The organism is Enterobacter sp. 4974935 (genome assembly GCF_058661735.1).
Genome location: NZ_JBZWGT010000001.1, coordinates 68257 through 83187 on the forward strand (window position 1 = coordinate 68257; position 14931 = coordinate 83187).

A 14931-nucleotide genomic window follows, 5' to 3' on the forward strand; every position below is an offset into this window, starting at 1 on the left:
CCCGGTTCAGCTCCGGCTGGCGTCTCCATGCCGCTTCGCGGCATACATTTACCCTTTAAAGCAGGGTTGCCTAAATCCGGGAGCGCGATAAGCTTAAACGGGTGATTTTCAATCAGGATGAGTAAAATGGATATAATTCTTCCGGGAAACAAGAGCCAGGCACGAGTCTGGGCAGAAACCATGATTAATCTGGAGGCCCGCAAACTCGTCAATACCGCTAATATTGTTGGCGCCCGACATCTGGGGGATGGATTGACGCGTCTCAAATTCATCGATGAAATTAAATCTGTCATTAATGGCGAATTTGAGCGTGCCCGGCGGGCAAAGTCTGACGAAGAGTGCATGACCTGCCTGCGTAACCTGCAGGCCGAAAACAGCAGTCTGCTTGAGCAGAGCCGTCAGCTCCAGACCGGTTATGCGAAACTATATGCCCAGATCAAATACGTCAGGGATGAAGACCGGATGGTCGGTTATGTCATCTCAGGAATTAAAGTGGTGCTGGCAGGTATGCAGGGCGCATTTGGCTTCGTGCTGACTTCCTCAATGACCCCCGTTGGCGTTCTTGCCGGGGCTATTCTGATTGTCGACTCGGCCAACACGATAACCCGTGAAGTTGGTCGTCAGTTCCTGAATGAACCTGACACGCAGGGTATGTTTGGTGATGGTGCCATGAACATCGCTAAATTCATGGGATTTGAACGATCAACAGGGTTGGGGATATACAACGGGATCGCGCTTGCAGGCAATATCTACAGTGTCTATGGATTAATGGCCAGACCTGGAACATGGCGTCTGTTTAACTATATCAGCACCGATTTTTACCGGAAAATCGACACCATGTCCCGGGGTAAACTGACAATGAAAATTGTGGGATGGGGGGTAAAGGCTAAGGTTGTTTTCGATCTGATCACTTCTGATGACGCCGGGAAATGAGATTCCGGCGGTAATGCCATGATTTATAGGCCAGCTTCAAAGGCATGGTAATCGTAAACAGAGTGCCAAGAACAAGAATAGCCACGCCAAAGGAAATGGCATGCATCCTCGAGCCAGCCAAAAGTGTGGCCACAAAAATCAGGAACATGACTGACAGCACCCATATCAGGGCCTTAAAACGGTTTGCCAGATCGTTCAGCAGGGTATCCATCTCCGTACCCGTTTTAGCTGAACTGGCCCGCAGCCGGACAATGTCCTCTTCACTGAAGCCGTGGTTCGTCAGATCACTTTCATGGTTCATGCTTCTCTCCTTTTCCCTGCGGGAAGTTTAACATGCCCTGCGCTAATAACCAGTTAAGCCCGACCGATAACCTGTCAGGTGGTTACGGGCTATCAGCTCTTTCTCACTGATAGCCATCACGTCATCCTAGGTCAGCCAAAAGCAGACTGTACCAGACCAATAATCCCCAGGTGGCCGGCGTAAGCATAATAAAAGAAATTACGCGGCATGAAACGCTGGCGGCCTTCCGGACAGATTTCCCTGCAGAAAGAAACCACCACCAGGGGGAATACCAGAGTAGGCAGCGTAGCCAGTAATAATGTTTCTGCGGGCAGGTTCAGGATATGCGACAACCCGTTTAAACAAATCAGTGACAGCACGACGCCAGCGACCGCCAGTCGCTTCACTCCGGGTATGCTGCTTCCTGATAAGGTTGCCATACTGATGGCCAGCGTAATTCCTGCCAGCCCGTAGCTTGCTGGCTCCAGTGGCCAAATCATTAGGGCCAGGATCAGATATCCGGCAAGCATTCCTTTCCGGCCGTGCCGGTACTGCAGGGCAAGCAGCTGCGTGACGCCGGCAAACACGAACAGAATGTTCAGGGCCCACCAGGGCTGGTGATGAAGGAAGGCCAGGCTGAACACCGGCTGCGTAATGATTGCCCAGATCCACAACCGATTGGCTCTCTTCTGCAGTCGTTCCGGGGTGCGCTGTACGTTCATCGCCCATATAAGCGTGAACAGGGGGAAGGCCATCCGGCCAAGCGCATACATCATCGGCCAGGCTGGCGACAGAAACACCGTATTGGTGTGGTCGATAATCATGGCCAGAAGTGCGAGGAGCTTGACCATATCGAGTGCAGCGGGACTGAACTGGCACGCGTTCCGGATACTGGGAAGAACGTTGGGTACTGAATGATTCATGCTGTATATTCCCCTGGCGACACGCGGTTAACAGCCAGCCCTGAACATAATGCCAGAATGCCCTGCCGGTTTGCGTTGTGACCCTGACCTTAAGTTTCTCCAGAATCTTGCGCACCGCAAATTCTGATTTATCACGCAGCACACGCATTGCGCCCGCCACATCCTTATTCTGAATACAAATACTTAAAATATGAAAATCGTTCACACCGCCCCCTTTCTTACTCTCTTATTATCGGCCGTGTGAATATTATATTTAGTGCAGTAGGAAAATTCCCAATAAAATTTTTATATTAGCACCATAAATCATGTCACATTATTGACAATTGTAAATGAATGACGATAATTTATTAATTATTTGCATTACTTGCTGATGCCTTTGCCTTGACCAGAGCAAAATCTTCACGAATAGATTTTGCGGCTGGCTTCCACCCTTTAGCCCATTCCTCGTTCATACGGCCTTCACTGACAATCTTCAGGGTGATGGCGTAAGGGGTCCGCTGAAGTTTCTTCGACAGCCAGAGTATATGATCATCGATTCTGTCATCCGGAATATCAGAAATAATCGAATGAATAAGGTCCAAGTCCTCCGGTGCCCACGGTTTTCCGGAACGCGGAAAAACTTCATCCGGAAGGCGTGGTTTTTTTTCCTTTTCTTCTTTTACCTGCTTTCTGGCTTCTTTTTCAGCTGTGATGAGGCGCTGCCGTTCTGTTAACCCACCCAGGGTTGCAACCGTCCTGACCATATTTTCGCGCTGCTCACGCGTAATATTGACTTCACCGCATATAATGGCATTTAACGTATCGATAAGAATTTCCAGTTTGCTTTCGGTTAATTTGAAAGTCATACAATAATCACCTTAATTTTTATTCGTTTTTTGCTCATCCTGATGCAGACTACGCCAGCGCCACGGCTCTGTCTGACCCGGTTCTGACCAGAGTCCGACTGACTGACGGCGGGCTTCGGCCTCCAGAACAGCGTAGCCTGGCCGGACGGGGTTTCCGTGGTACCGGTATGCCCAGGCCAGGCCTTTGCGTACCTGTTCGGCATTTACATCCGTCATACCAAGCCATATGGTACCCAGCAGGCGTCCATAGCGATCCGTTTCACTTCCCGTGACGGTTACGGGCCGCTGAGCCACCATCGATGAGAGTTCCTGACGTGAACGCTGGCCAAAGGGCTGACTCTTTTCCGGCGCATCGATGCCAGCCAGGCGAACGCGCGTTAGTCGGTTTCCTGGCTCAAGTATCTCAACGGTATCCCCGTCCAGCACGCGCACAATCCGGCCGCTGATATCTGCACTGGCCGAAAACGCCACAACGAACAGGACCAGTGAGCAGAACTTCCGTTTCATTATTCGTTATCCCAGGTTGTATACATTGCGGTTATTAAGCATGTAAATTTCAACTCGGCTTATCCTCCAACGAGGCTTTTTAAAGGAATGCCAAACATTGAATGTAATTTCCGGATCATGGGCAGCGTCAGATTACGTTTGCGGTTAAGCACTTCATAGACCCGGTTCGATTTTCCAATTGCCGGCTCAAGATCTTTTACCGTCAGCCCCTGCTGTTCCATCCTGAACTTAATAGCTTCAATCGGGTCCGGGGCTTCGATAGGAAAGTGTTTATTTTCGTATTCATTAATCAACACACACATGATTTCAAAAAAGTCTCCCTCCGGGGTATCGGCAGGAGGTTCATTATCAAACATAGGCTCCACGGCGCGTAAAGCTGCTTCATAGTCCTGTTCAGTTTTAATAGGTTTAATCTGCATAGGGTTTACTCCAGGCTGACAGTTTCAGCATCTATTTTGTCATATTCTTTATGCGTACCAATGAATTTGATAAACATCCATCCTCGCTGGTATGCAATCGCAACAATTAACCGGTAGTCATTTCCCTTAATATTAAAAACCACACGCCTGTTTTTAAGGATACTGGCACTGCGGTATTGTTCTTTGATTTCTGCCGGGGTTTTCCATTCAGCTTTACTGGCTTCATCTACCCAGGCTTTTAGCGGCTGCTCTGCATCGGGATTCGCCGTCCAGAAATCCCTCAGTGTCTTGATAGCGATTATCTTCATGTCATGATGATAGTCCCATTTTAGGACTATCTCAAGTTTTTTGTCCCATTACGGGACTTTAATTTATCTGAAGAGACATGCCAGAGTGTCAGGGCGGGTGTATGCCAGTACTGATTTTTTGTTGCCTGACTGGCGTCGTGACACAAGCATCGGGTATGCAAGACTCAGGATGCTCCTGGGCCACAAGAGGTACTATCATATGACGCTGAACGAACTCGTTACCGCTACAGAACAGGCCAGAGCGAACTACCGCCGGCATGGTACTCGGACATCCAGAATGCTCTATGAATTCTGGTATGTACTGCTGGGAAAAAAGGCTTTTGACCAGCAAAAGCTGGCGCTCAGGTGTCCGGCTGCGATACACGAAATGTACCGTCTGGCGATTAACGCGCCGTAGAACTCTTCAGTTACAGGCAGAGCCGCGAAAGCGGCTTTTGAAGAAACTTCCCTGATCTGCTTTTCTGGTGTGCAGATCCACTCAGCCAATGAGCTGCAGGGCATAACTGACATTCAGTCCGGTCATGTTGGTATTCAGCTCTTTCATCATGTCTGCGCTCGTATACCGGACACTGTCCTTCAGGCCGCCCTGGTAGCCTTTGGAGGTGACAACCTGCAGCTGTTCAGGCGCACGTAACGCGTTCCTCCCCGCGAGCAGGTCTGCTTCAACGGCACGCAGGTACACCGGAGAGGCGGCCACCACAAACCGATCGTCAGGCCTCGCCTGCATCAGCATCCTCAGGGAAGCATACCGTCGTTCAGCAGTCGGGCAAGCTGTCAGGCTTTCCCACAGTCTGCTGTGACTGAACGGCATCGAGGAGAACGTTGCTTCATAAGGGACCACCGGGTCTGATACGTGCAGCAGCCCCAGACCCGCTGAAATCACCCACATTTCGGCACCGTTCCGCGCCGCAGCTGCTGCTGCCCTGCTCCAGTGCTGGCCCGTATACAGCTCGCCAGCGGTCATGGAGGGCGATCCGCGACGGGCCTGCTCCAGCCTTTCCAGCCAGAGCCCGTAAGCTCTATCCACGTCACGTTCATCCGGAAAGACCGCATCACCTGCAGGCACGGTTTTACGGCGCGTGCAGGTGACGATGAGATTGACGTTGCCTGTGCTCATGACGGCATCCCCGCGCTGTCGTCGTTCCAGACGATAACCGTGGCCAGATGGTCCGCCACCTCCTGCCCCGTGTAACCGGCCAGGATCGCCAGCGCCCTGGAGCCTGCGTCACGGGAGAGCGGACTCCGGAACCCGAATCCGTCCGTCATCAGGAGCCACTGCAGACGTTCCGTCCAGCGCTCGCCGGGTTTGCGGACCGGCGAAAACACAATCGCCGTCAGCTGTTCGCGGTTGCAGTACAGCTGGCGCTGCTCCAGTTCGTCCAGCAGGCTGTTCAGTTCGCGCCGGTCAGCTTCTTCCTGGCACATCAGCGGCCAGCGGATGCGGTTCCACTGCAGCCCCTGCGCCTGGTCGCCCGTGAACCCCGCGCGGGCCAGCACGTCAGCCAGCGCAGCCTGCGTGTCTTCCTGATACCCGGCAGCCGTGAGCGGGAACGCCTCCGGGCTTTCGCGCAGAACGTGCAGCAGGCGCGCCGGTGCCGGCAGCATCCGCAGGGACGCTTCCGGACTGACCACGGCCAGGCGAATTTCCTCAGTCAGCCCGGTGATCCCCAGCGCCTGCAGCGCGGTGTCCAGCTGGCGGTACCAGGTGCCGGTCAGGTCCGCCGGCGCGGTACCGTCCGGTGAACCCTCCTCCGGCGCGGCGCTCTCATTGATCTGCACCCGGACCGCAATCCCCGCATCGTGGCAGGCCTGCAGCCAGGCGGCGACCTGGAGGGGATCACCTTCCAGGCGCGTGACCTGCCCGTCCGCGCTCCACAGCTGCAGGCAGGTGGTACCGTCAAGACGGATAACGTAGTCGCCCCGGCACGCCAGGTGCCAGCAACCGTCGAGCTCCACCGGGCGGTCGTCAGCTTCCTCTGTCTGGCTGTGCGGGACCAGGGGCAGAACCCGGACCGCCGTTGCGCGCTGTTCCGCCAGGACGCGCGCCTGTTCGTCAGCGAGAAGCGGGGCGGCCAGCTCACGGCCGGCGTCCGTCAGCTCAACGGCCAGTTGCATGTTCGGGGCGCGCAGGGTGCGCAGCCAGCCCGCGGCTTCCATGCGCCGGCAGGAGGCGCGGAGGTTCGGCCCGTACACCGGGGCCTCCCCGCCCTGCTCCAGCACCCGCTCAATATCCCGTGTCGCCACCGGTCCCGGACGTTTCGCACCGAGGGCGGCCAGCACAATCAGCACCCGCCGCTGCAGCGGTGAAGGGCGACGTGCGTTTTGCTTCTTCACGCGCCACCGTCCTTACGCTGATGAACGAGGCCACTGAGACGCTGCCAGTCGGCTTCCACACGCTCACTTCCCCGTGCGTCTGGCTGACCACACAGCGCCAGGCCATACCAGAAACTCAGAATGGCAGAAGCCTTACCCAGTTCCAGGGGATAACCCATCCCGTCCTGGTTCAGATTGCATTTTTTAATCGCATCTTCTGCTTCCCGGGTCAGCTGCTCATAGCTGAGTGAAAACGTCACTTCGTTATCCATCCTGCACGCTCCGTCTGATAATGTCCGGTTAAGCATCAAATCATACTCAGTATGATTAATTTATTAATTTGTAAATATCATATCAGATATGATTTCATGATTAACGACAAATATCACACTCTATATGATTTTATTCTTGTCTCTTGATAATCATATCACTCGGCTGTTTCCCGCCGCGCAGATCCGAAAACCCCCGAAGTCGGATCTCCATACCACGGCCGGGGTATTTTGGCGAACATACCGGAGATGGAAGCAGGGGAGTAAGGTGATATAATGATGTAAGAACAAATCTTACATTATGAAACGGAGGGGTTATGGCCCGAACGATGACCGTGGACGTGGGTTATGAGCTGCGTGAATTTATCGATTCCCTGGTTAAGGCCGGTGATTACCGTACCCAGAGCGAAGTCATGCGTGACGCGCTGCGGCTGCTGCGTGAGAAGCAGGCTGAATCCCGTCTTCAGCAACTGCGCGACCTCCTGGCCGAAGGACTCAGCAGCGGCGAGGCGAAGCCATGGAACAAGGATGCATTCCTGAATAATGTCAGGGCCAGGGTGGCAAATGAAAGAGATTGAGCTGACACCCAAAGCAGAAGAAGATCTGGAAGCAATCTGGGACTACAGCTTCCGACAGTTCGGGATTGTTCAGGCGGATGCGTATATCGGCCGTATAGCAGCGGTCTTTGACGTGCTGGCCATGCATGACATAGGCACGCATCGCGCGGAGCTGGGAGACAATATCTGCTCGCTGCCGGTGGAACAGCACATGATCTATTTTGTGTCCTCACATTCGGTGGTTACGGTCATACGTATTCTCAGCCAGTCTCAGGATACGGCGCGGCATGAACCCTGGAGATAAGCGGGCAAGAAATTAAATTCTGTTCGTCGTTCTATTTGATTTTTCCGCCTTTCTTTATATGTGAAAAATGTCGCATTTTGCACCTTTGCTCCCATTGGGCCGATCTGGATCTGGTTAGGGGCGCTGATGGCCAGATGGGCAGCCTAATGCTGGGAGTTGCAAACAAATAATAAACTAATTCCCCCATAGATAAGTATGGGGGGAGAGGGATGTGAGAACAGCATATTTATCTATCCCACACATATCTATGGTTTATAGCATAGAATAGATAAGGGCTGACACAGTCAATATCCCGCCAAAAATAACCGTAATAGCTGCCACTCCCTTTAAATCTTGCAATTCATCTCGTGTATAGACCAGGTATCCAGGGATCAAAAAAAGAAAAATTGCGATAAGTGGGCCGCAAACAGTTTCAATCAGATTAATGACGTCTGGATTAGTGTAAACGACCGCGAATGATACAGCGAACATCAGCAAAAAGGACAAAAACTTACTTTTTTTCTTGCCCGCTCTGGTTAACCCTGAAGTGAGATCAGTGAACGTTTCAGCTACCGGCAGGCTGATTCCCAGAAATGATTTAGTCATACCAAGTACAGCAATTAACGGCGCGGCAAAGAATATGACACCTGAACCGCTGTTGCCTCCCATTACTGATAAAACATTCAGATTCTGAGCTTTTGCCGATATGAAAGTTTCCTGTGGGGTGCTTAATATACAGCTCAGAACAAAGAAGATAATACTGAAAAATATCAGACCATAGGCCAGACGAACCACCCTTACTGAATTTTTCTCACCGCCATTACCGTTTTCACGGTAGTGAGCAGCAAGTGGGGAAATCATTGGTGTCGAGCAAAAAGCAAACGTAATCAGTGGTAAAGTAAGCCACAGATTTTTAATGGTTTCACCGGCCGAAACGTTGCCGGTACTTTTATACGCATCCGTGACGTTTGAGAGATGCCATCCGGGGATCTGAATGGCAGCAACAGCAACAATTGTCAAAGCGAAAGGTAGTGCTAACGCACCAAGTATATTGACCACTTTTTCACGGCCTTTACTGAGAACCAGAAAAAGACAGGTAAGGACGATTAAAGTCAGCAAGGCTCGGTTCACCTTTGCAAAGTGAAAATGAGCGGTAAACAGATTATCCAGCGCATTAACTAACGAAATCGCATAAACCAGGGTTACGGGAAAATGCGCAAGACAGAAATAGGCCCGAATTGCCTGCTGTCCTCTTGCACCAAAAAACGTACCAAACATTGGTAATGTCTTGTCTGCCGTCGTATGGTCACGCATAAAAACGCGACAGATGAGTACGTGTGGAACCATGGACAGCGGAAACGCTAATACCAGAAGCATGATGAAGACAAGAGGGCCCCGCGTACCTATTTCCACAGGCAAGAACAAAGTGCCTGCTCCCACAGTTGCGCCGTATATTCCCAGCATCCAGATTGTATCTTTAAGAGTCCATCTTCTTCGGGGTAATGCTGAATCCTGTACTACATGAATAGTCATACTCACACCTTAAAATTAAATTATCCAGAAATGGGACGAGAGACGGTGGCTAATTTATGCCAGATTCGAAGAAAAACAGCGATGAGCACTGTGGGAGGCACCCATGCCAGTGACAAACCATTCAGGGGCAGGCTGTCGAGAAACGCCACTGTAAAACCATATGGCTTTACAATTGCTTCATAAGAGCTGAATCCAATGCTTATCCAGACAGGGAGTGCAATGGAGGAAGGTGGCCATCTGAAAAGAGTTAGTAAAATCAGCGTTGTACATGCAGGACAAATGACAGACAGTGCCGGAACCGAAAACCCAATAAGACGGGTCAACCCAACATTTGCTATCAGAAAGGAAATGAAGACCACCACTGGAAGTAATGTGCTATATCGAATACCAGACATCTTACTGAACAGCGTTGCGGTTGAGGACGTTAAACCCACAGCTGTTACAGTGCAGGCAAGATATATCAGCACCGCCATAAACACCGTACCCGGTGTTCCCATATTATCCACAATAAAGTGGCTCAGGAGTTGAGCACCATTTGAAAAATTCCCGGTCTGTCCGTAACCAGCTCCAATCTTAACCAGACAAAAATAAATAGCAGCAAGCCCGGCGCCTGCCTGAAGAACGGCTATTTTTGTGTAATGCCTGATACTTTCTTTATCGGTGATCCCTCTATTTTTCATGCTATTGATTATAATAACACCAAAGGTAAGAGCTGAGAGGGTGTCCATAGTCAGGTAGCCGTTTGTTAATCCATAAGAGAAAGCCTTAATGGATTCTGCTCCGGAAAAATTAGTCACTGGCGCTACGTGCGAGCGAACTGAATATACAGCAAGACAGCTGAGACACAGTAACTTGAGCGGGGCGAGTATATAGCCAATCGTTTTTAACAGACGGTTTGGATACCGTGCCAGAAACCAGACTATGCCGAAGAAGAAGATCGTATACCCACAGAGCCAGAGATTATTATCAGGTGTAAAATTCTTTAATCCCATTTCATAAGAAACAGTAGCGGTTCGGGGACTTGCAAAAAAAACGCCCAAAAAAAGATAAAAACTCGACGCCAGCGCTGTACCCCAGAACTTACCCATAGGGGCGCAGACCGCAAGCGGGTCTCCTTTTTTATCTGCAAGAACAATCATTGCCAGCATGGGAAGTAAAACGCCTGAAATCTTGAAACCAATAGCCGAAACCAGATAGTAGGAACCCGTAATTCGGCCAACAAACGGAGGGTATATAATATTCCCGGCACCAATAAATAATGCGAGGGTCATTAATCCCAACGCCATTGAATCATAAATTGACAGCTTTTGCATTTTACCCCTTAATTATTGCTGGTTATGCTATATGGATAATAATCAGCAAGCTTTTGACCATGTCCATAACTATATCCAACCGATTCCTCGGTGTTATTCTGTCCCTTCGTTTTTTGTTGTTCACTCCCTGAATTATTGAGTTAAGTATCATGATCAGGTCTGAAATGAAAGAGCATGTGATGATTTATATCTTTAATAATAATCATTCTTACTAATAAGGTGCGGCTTTTATAAGAATAATCAGGTTTATTTAACAATAAGTTGCATTTTGTATGCATCTTTGTTTCATCTGTTTGGCTAAAATGTGATCTCATATTTTTTTTGGTCCCTTTTTTGACAAATTTGATTTGCGTCACTATTATTGAAATGCAATTTTGTTTTAGAAAATTTTCTATCTTTCATAAGAAGTGCAATAGTCAGGGAATGCGAAAAACAGCCCTGCGGTAAGAAAGGTCTTTATAGAATGAGTACCTTACCCGGCATACCCCACTAAATTCAGATGTCTGTGCAATTTTAGCTCAATACCGGAAACCACCATATGAAGCCATCTATCATTACCCGAAGTTATCTCTCTCGCTCTATCGCCTCTGCCCTGGCGCTTATGGCAATGTCTTCAACAAGTTATGCATTAACGCCTTTAGAAATAAACGGAAATAGTTGAAAATCTCCTGCCACAAACGCGACCAATTGAAAATTCCGGTGTTGTCAGTATTAACGGTTATAACTCGGCTTCCATCACAGACTCAGTAATTCACACTGCCGGCGACCTTAATGCACTCGATCTGACTGATACCAATCTGTCAGCAACCGGCTCAGATATCACGGCAGATACAGCTTCTGCTGTAGTGATGGAAGGGACCTCCACCCTTACGGCTGAAAATACTCGTATTACCGGCAACCGGGCCGCCATTGAAGTTCTTTCAGATTCAGCCAGTACGATTGAGCTGCGTAACGGAACTACTCTCTCCAGTACCGGTAACGCACTTATCGATGTGGGGGATAGCGCTCGAACTAACGTCAGCCTCAATAATGTCACCCTGTCAGGCGATCTTCTAGCGTCTCAGAGTGCAACAATGAATGTCGCTTTACAGGAAAATACAACTCTGTCCGGTAATTTGATCAATGCCAATAATGTTTCTATAAGATCAGGTAGCCAATGGCGTCTGGCCGGCGACAATAAAGTCTCCAGGCTGATTATGAATGGCGGTACTGTTGACTTTAATGATAATGGGGGATTCCGTACTCTCACTACCGGGACGCTGTCCGGTAATGGTAATTTTATTATGAATACGGAACTTGCTTCACATGCAGGAGACCTGCTGAATGTTACCGGAGAGGCTACCGGTACACATATGCTGTTTATAAAAAATACAGGTGCGGAGCCAGTAAAAGGGCAAGACGAGCTTCAGGTCGTGCATACTGGTTCTGGTGATTCTCGATTCCTGGTTTCTGGCGGAAAAGTCGATGCAGGGACATGGCAGTACTCTCTTGCCAAACAGGGAAGCGACTGGTTCCTGGTTCAGGATGCCGCCGTGGACCCAGATCCAGTAGACCCGGACCCAGTAGACCCGGACCCAGTAGACCCGGACCCAGTAAACCCGGACCCAGTAAACCCGGACCCAGTAAACCCGGACCCAGTAAACCCAAATATACCATCGGATCGTACGACATCAGCATCCACTGATGCTGTGTTAAGTATGGCCATAGCTCCTCAGCTTATCTTCAATAGTGAACTGGATAATTTACGATATCGTAAAGGGGATGTTCGAAACGGTAAGGACAGTTCTGGTGGTGTTTGGGGACGTTACTTTACTAATAATAGTCATATTAATGGTACCGCTAATTCTGCCTTCCGAATGGAACAGAATGGAATGGAAGTGGGTGGCGATAAAGTCTTGCCAACGGAAAGAGGTAACTTATTTGTAGGAGCATTCGTCTCATTCTCTGATAATAAAATTAAACATGCACGGGGTGGTAGTAGCAGTATTGACAGTAGCAGCATTGGTATTTATGGCACATATGTTGATATGTCCGGTTTCTATCTGGATGCTGTGATTAAAGGAAACCACTTCAGTAACAACTTGAATGCCAGAATGACAGATGGTACAGCAGTTACTGACTCTTACAGTCAGAACGGTATAGGCGGCTCCCTGGAAACTGGATGGACTATATCGCTGCAGCAAAGTTTTTGGATCGAACCATACGCCAGAATGACAGCATTTCGGGCTGAAGATAAAGACATTTCTCTTAGCAATGAAATGACTGCTAAACTGGGTAATGATAAGTCTGTACAGGGTGAAGTTGGTGTAAATGCAGGCAAAGATTTCACATTAGGTAGTGCTAAGGTTAGACCTTATATTAAGGCTGCTGTCGCGCGAGAGTTTGTGAAAAATAACGATGTCCGCATTAACGATCAATACACCTTCAATAATGATTTCTCGGGCAACACCGGACGTTACGGTGCAGGTATTGATGTTCAGATTTCTGAAACCGCCAATATTTATGCCGAGGCAAATTACCAGAATGGACATAATATTGAAACGCCAGTGATGGCCAATGCTGGTTTCAGGCTTAGCTTCTGATAATCAAGAACAGCAGGCTAGTTGTGGAACTGGCCTGCTGTTATGGAATTTATTTTTCCGCCGAATATTTCATCTTTATTCCGCACACAGATTCTATTATTTTATAAAAGTAGATCAAATCTCTTACCCCTGTGAAGCCTAGTTTGCTCAGAGCTTTTACTTTATGAGCGCTGACATATTTTTCAGTAATCGATAGTTCTTTTGCGCATATTTTAACAGACTGGGTGCGCAATAGCCCCTCAATAACCTTTAACTCCATTTTTGTTAGTGTTACATAGGCTTGCTTCCTGATCCTTTCATCAATAATCTTTGTTTGTAAAAATTGTTTATTAATCTTTGATACAGGATCACGCATACTTATAAACTTGCCAGGGGGGAGGTAATGTAACACCAATTGCTTTAAGGCCAGTGGGTATTTTGTGTGGGTCAGGTAGATTATTTTTTCATTCCTGCGAGGAGGAGAGGTATTTGTGACAGGAAAGCACAAATCGAATACCCTGGTTCTGTCCAATTCATTATTGAAAAGATCTGTCAGGAGACATTTTAAACCACAGTTAAGATAGGAATTGTTTGATATTAACTCCATTGCAACCTCATTTCTACTAAAATTGTTTCATGTGTGCGGAGATGTTAACGGAGGCGTTGCATTTATTTGATGTACAGGCCAATAACAGATTTGTTGGTGATACGCACACCTTTTGCCCTATAAGAAACGACAAAGTCCTCAGGCAAACCGATAATGCTTAATTTTTCCTTGATCTCATGTAATATGTAGTGAAATTTCTGGTTCGTTGAATACACATAAATATTATCAAGTACATTCTTAATGATTTCTTCACGAGTGATAATGCCAGCCCCATCGTCTCTAAGTGATTTTTCAAGGATATAACTTAGTAATTTCATTGCGGTTTTACTAAATGAAACAGAAGTGCTCCCCGAAAATTTCAGTTTTTTGTTTGAGATGATCCTTATAATACATCTCATTTCGTTCAAAACGAGATATTCACTGTTGATAACAAAGCCATAATTTCCATTACATTCCATTATCATATCCTCAGGTTATACTTATACCATTTTATAAGGTAATTTTCCTTTCTTTACAATTAAATAATCCGTGGATTTAAAGTGACAGTAAAGAATGCGGTTCGCAACAATATTTTTCTCTAGACAGAAATGCAGGCTAATCCTCTAAAACATTCATGATAACTAACTTTTTTCAGTCATATATCTAATTTTGTTTATTTGGAGAATTCGGCTCTGAAGGATTTTTTTGTAATTATTTTTTTATTAATCAATATTTTTATCAACTTGTTAAGTTTATGAATTCCTGTTAGACATGGAATGAATGATTGCTATTCTTGTTTTTGTGAACTGGCGGTCATCGTATATGGAGAAGAAACATGGAATGGATAACAAGAGAAGGTATCTTTAACCCTGATACTGGTACTAGGTTTATCGTTATAGAATCGTTAAAAAAATTTAGGCTTATTATCTGGTATGAGGGAGATTTTTCTATACCAACAGATGCAGTTTTAGTTCCTACTGATTTTGGTGTTGTAGTTAATGGGGTAATAAGAAATATTAAGATAATTCATACATTTACCTATAACAGTGAATTGTTGTCTCTTTTAAGATCTCGAAGCAACTGTCCTGGCGATACTTTTTCACGCTCAAGAAGCTGTTGTAGCCAAAATTATTGCCGTTTCAGTAATTGTCCGTGTCAGCTTGAAACCAGATAATGCTCGTAGACACAATGATTAGTGCGGTAAATTATTAACGTGCAGATAAAAGCAGACATGTTGGCGGTCTGCTTTTAAGCATCTTGACGTATTTCTCCTTCGGTTCATGACGTACATCAGATGGCAT

At 47.8% G+C, this 14931-nt stretch carries 19 protein-coding genes; 6 read left to right on the top strand and 13 right to left on the bottom strand.

All coding sequences use genetic code 11. From position 1 onward, the window contains the following. Positions 1–126: 126 nt before the first annotated feature. The gene (locus tag AC4OVS_RS00380; protein ID WP_063617333.1) at positions 127–933 is read left to right on the top strand and encodes a DUF4225 domain-containing protein; all 807 of its coding nucleotides are present in this window, start codon (positions 127–129) and stop codon (positions 931–933) included. Here AC4OVS_RS00380 and AC4OVS_RS00385 read toward each other — a convergent pair. The 6 genes from AC4OVS_RS00385 to AC4OVS_RS00410 all read right to left on the bottom strand — a co-directional run bounded on the left by AC4OVS_RS00385 (position 908) and on the right by AC4OVS_RS00410 (position 4215). Further along, positions 908–1234, bottom strand: a complete 327-nt coding sequence (locus tag AC4OVS_RS00385; RefSeq protein WP_491922095.1) for a hypothetical protein — start codon at positions 1232–1234, stop codon at positions 908–910. The two genes, AC4OVS_RS00380 and AC4OVS_RS00385, sit on opposite strands and share 26 nt — an antisense overlap. 131 nt (positions 1235–1365) lie before the next feature. Then, positions 1366–2136: a TraX family protein gene (locus AC4OVS_RS00390; RefSeq protein ID WP_491922096.1), complete on the bottom strand. Its 771-nt coding sequence runs from the start codon at positions 2134–2136 to the stop codon at positions 1366–1368. Positions 2137–2483: 347 nt separating this feature from the next. After that, positions 2484–2981, bottom strand: coding sequence for a hypothetical protein (locus AC4OVS_RS00395; RefSeq protein WP_167215260.1), 498 nt, complete (start codon positions 2979–2981; stop codon positions 2484–2486). Positions 2982–2993: 12 nt separating this feature from the next. Beyond that, positions 2994–3488 carry a thermonuclease family protein gene (locus tag AC4OVS_RS00400; protein ID WP_431638364.1) on the bottom strand — a complete coding sequence of 165 codons (495 nt, stop codon included), beginning with the start codon at positions 3486–3488 and terminating at the stop codon, positions 2994–2996. Positions 3489–3547: 59 nt separating this feature from the next. Further along, entirely contained in the window at positions 3548–3907 is a 360-nt protein-coding gene (locus AC4OVS_RS00405; protein WP_029403836.1) for a helix-turn-helix domain-containing protein, read from the bottom strand. A 5-nt stretch (positions 3908–3912) separates the two neighbouring features. Further along, positions 3913–4215, bottom strand: coding sequence for a type II toxin-antitoxin system HigB family toxin (locus AC4OVS_RS00410; protein WP_029403837.1), 303 nt, complete (start codon positions 4213–4215; stop codon positions 3913–3915). A gap of 199 nt (positions 4216–4414) precedes the next feature. Here AC4OVS_RS00410 and AC4OVS_RS00415 point away from each other — a divergent pair, with 199 nt between their 5' ends. After that, positions 4415–4612 (top strand): hypothetical protein, encoded by a 198-nt coding sequence (locus AC4OVS_RS00415; protein WP_491922097.1) that lies wholly within the window; start codon positions 4415–4417, stop codon positions 4610–4612. Between the two features lie 81 nt (positions 4613–4693). On the opposite strand, the gene AC4OVS_RS00420 is transcribed toward AC4OVS_RS00415, so the two are convergent. The 3 genes from AC4OVS_RS00420 to AC4OVS_RS00430 are packed head-to-tail and all read right to left on the bottom strand — an operon-like array spanning position 4694 to position 6800. Continuing rightward, positions 4694–5332, bottom strand: a complete 639-nt coding sequence (locus AC4OVS_RS00420; protein WP_491922098.1) for a DUF6884 domain-containing protein — start codon at positions 5330–5332, stop codon at positions 4694–4696. Next, complete coding sequence (locus tag AC4OVS_RS00425; protein ID WP_491922099.1) at positions 5329–6549, bottom strand: hypothetical protein; 1221 nt, start codon at positions 6547–6549, stop codon at positions 5329–5331. Before AC4OVS_RS00425 ends, AC4OVS_RS00420 begins: the two co-directional genes overlap by 4 nt. Beyond that, entirely contained in the window at positions 6546–6800 is a 255-nt protein-coding gene (locus tag AC4OVS_RS00430) for a hypothetical protein (protein WP_491922100.1), read from the bottom strand. The genes AC4OVS_RS00425 and AC4OVS_RS00430 overlap by 4 nt, the downstream gene beginning before the upstream one ends. A 314-nt stretch (positions 6801–7114) precedes the next feature. On the opposite strand from AC4OVS_RS00430, the gene AC4OVS_RS00435 reads away from it, so the two are divergent. Continuing rightward, on the top strand, positions 7115–7375 hold the full coding sequence (locus tag AC4OVS_RS00435; protein ID WP_491922101.1) for a type II toxin-antitoxin system ParD family antitoxin: 261 nt from the start codon (positions 7115–7117) through the stop codon (positions 7373–7375). After that, positions 7362–7658 (top strand): type II toxin-antitoxin system RelE/ParE family toxin, encoded by a 297-nt coding sequence (locus AC4OVS_RS00440; RefSeq protein WP_047345379.1) that lies wholly within the window; start codon positions 7362–7364, stop codon positions 7656–7658. The genes AC4OVS_RS00435 and AC4OVS_RS00440 overlap by 14 nt, the downstream gene beginning before the upstream one ends. A gap of 252 nt (positions 7659–7910) precedes the next feature. Here AC4OVS_RS00440 and AC4OVS_RS00445 read toward each other — a convergent pair whose 3' ends face one another. Both AC4OVS_RS00445 and brnQ read right to left on the bottom strand, forming a co-directional pair. Beyond that, complete coding sequence (locus AC4OVS_RS00445) at positions 7911–9170, bottom strand: amino acid permease (RefSeq protein ID WP_491922102.1); 1260 nt, start codon at positions 9168–9170, stop codon at positions 7911–7913. Between the two features lie 20 nt (positions 9171–9190). Beyond that, positions 9191–10483 carry a branched-chain amino acid transport system II carrier protein gene (brnQ, locus tag AC4OVS_RS00450; RefSeq protein WP_491922103.1) on the bottom strand — a complete coding sequence of 431 codons (1293 nt, stop codon included), beginning with the start codon at positions 10481–10483 and terminating at the stop codon, positions 9191–9193. A gap of 848 nt (positions 10484–11331) precedes the next feature. Here brnQ and AC4OVS_RS00455 point away from each other — a divergent pair. Further along, entirely contained in the window at positions 11332–13065 is a 1734-nt protein-coding gene (locus AC4OVS_RS00455; protein ID WP_491922120.1) for an autotransporter outer membrane beta-barrel domain-containing protein, read from the top strand. Positions 13066–13114: 49 nt separating this feature from the next. Here AC4OVS_RS00455 and AC4OVS_RS00460 read toward each other — a convergent pair whose 3' ends face one another. Together AC4OVS_RS00460 and AC4OVS_RS00465 are read right to left on the bottom strand one after the other, a co-directional pair. Continuing rightward, positions 13115–13651 carry a LuxR C-terminal-related transcriptional regulator gene (locus AC4OVS_RS00460; protein WP_491922104.1) on the bottom strand — a complete coding sequence of 179 codons (537 nt, stop codon included), beginning with the start codon at positions 13649–13651 and terminating at the stop codon, positions 13115–13117. A gap of 62 nt (positions 13652–13713) precedes the next feature. After that, positions 13714–14109, bottom strand: coding sequence for a hypothetical protein (locus AC4OVS_RS00465; RefSeq protein ID WP_491922105.1), 396 nt, complete (start codon positions 14107–14109; stop codon positions 13714–13716). 356 nt (positions 14110–14465) lie between these two features. Between AC4OVS_RS00465 and AC4OVS_RS00470 the strand changes: the two genes are divergently transcribed. Continuing rightward, positions 14466–14804 carry a hypothetical protein gene (locus tag AC4OVS_RS00470; protein WP_491922106.1) on the top strand — a complete coding sequence of 113 codons (339 nt, stop codon included), beginning with the start codon at positions 14466–14468 and terminating at the stop codon, positions 14802–14804. The last annotated feature ends 127 nt before the right edge of the window (positions 14805–14931 follow it).

Excerpts from the sequence above, each read along its gene's own strand:
- AC4OVS_RS00380 (WP_063617333.1), top strand. The coding sequence starts at position 127 with ATGGATATAATTCTTCCGGGAAACAAGAGCCAGGCACGAGTCTGGGCA.
- AC4OVS_RS00385 (WP_491922095.1), bottom strand. The coding sequence starts at position 1,234 with ATGAACCATGAAAGTGATCTGACGAACCACGGCTTCAGTGAAGAGGAC.
- AC4OVS_RS00390 (WP_491922096.1), bottom strand. The coding sequence starts at position 2,136 with ATGAATCATTCAGTACCCAACGTTCTTCCCAGTATCCGGAACGCGTGC.
- AC4OVS_RS00395 (WP_167215260.1), bottom strand. The coding sequence starts at position 2,981 with ATGACTTTCAAATTAACCGAAAGCAAACTGGAAATTCTTATCGATACG.
- AC4OVS_RS00400 (WP_431638364.1), bottom strand. The coding sequence starts at position 3,488 with ATGAAACGGAAGTTCTGCTCACTGGTCCTGTTCGTTGTGGCGTTTTCG.
- AC4OVS_RS00405 (WP_029403836.1), bottom strand. The coding sequence starts at position 3,907 with ATGCAGATTAAACCTATTAAAACTGAACAGGACTATGAAGCAGCTTTA.
- AC4OVS_RS00410 (WP_029403837.1), bottom strand. The coding sequence starts at position 4,215 with ATGAAGATAATCGCTATCAAGACACTGAGGGATTTCTGGACGGCGAAT.
- AC4OVS_RS00415 (WP_491922097.1), top strand. The coding sequence starts at position 4,415 with ATGACGCTGAACGAACTCGTTACCGCTACAGAACAGGCCAGAGCGAAC.
- AC4OVS_RS00420 (WP_491922098.1), bottom strand. The coding sequence starts at position 5,332 with ATGAGCACAGGCAACGTCAATCTCATCGTCACCTGCACGCGCCGTAAA.
- AC4OVS_RS00430 (WP_491922100.1), bottom strand. The coding sequence starts at position 6,800 with ATGGATAACGAAGTGACGTTTTCACTCAGCTATGAGCAGCTGACCCGG.
- AC4OVS_RS00435 (WP_491922101.1), top strand. The coding sequence starts at position 7,115 with ATGGCCCGAACGATGACCGTGGACGTGGGTTATGAGCTGCGTGAATTT.
- AC4OVS_RS00440 (WP_047345379.1), top strand. The coding sequence starts at position 7,362 with ATGAAAGAGATTGAGCTGACACCCAAAGCAGAAGAAGATCTGGAAGCA.
- AC4OVS_RS00445 (WP_491922102.1), bottom strand. The coding sequence starts at position 9,170 with ATGACTATTCATGTAGTACAGGATTCAGCATTACCCCGAAGAAGATGG.
- brnQ (WP_491922103.1), bottom strand. The coding sequence starts at position 10,483 with ATGCAAAAGCTGTCAATTTATGATTCAATGGCGTTGGGATTAATGACC.
- AC4OVS_RS00455 (WP_491922120.1), top strand. The coding sequence starts at position 11,332 with ATGGAAGGGACCTCCACCCTTACGGCTGAAAATACTCGTATTACCGGC.
- AC4OVS_RS00460 (WP_491922104.1), bottom strand. The coding sequence starts at position 13,651 with ATGGAGTTAATATCAAACAATTCCTATCTTAACTGTGGTTTAAAATGT.
- AC4OVS_RS00465 (WP_491922105.1), bottom strand. The coding sequence starts at position 14,109 with ATGGAATGTAATGGAAATTATGGCTTTGTTATCAACAGTGAATATCTC.
- AC4OVS_RS00470 (WP_491922106.1), top strand. The coding sequence starts at position 14,466 with ATGGAATGGATAACAAGAGAAGGTATCTTTAACCCTGATACTGGTACT.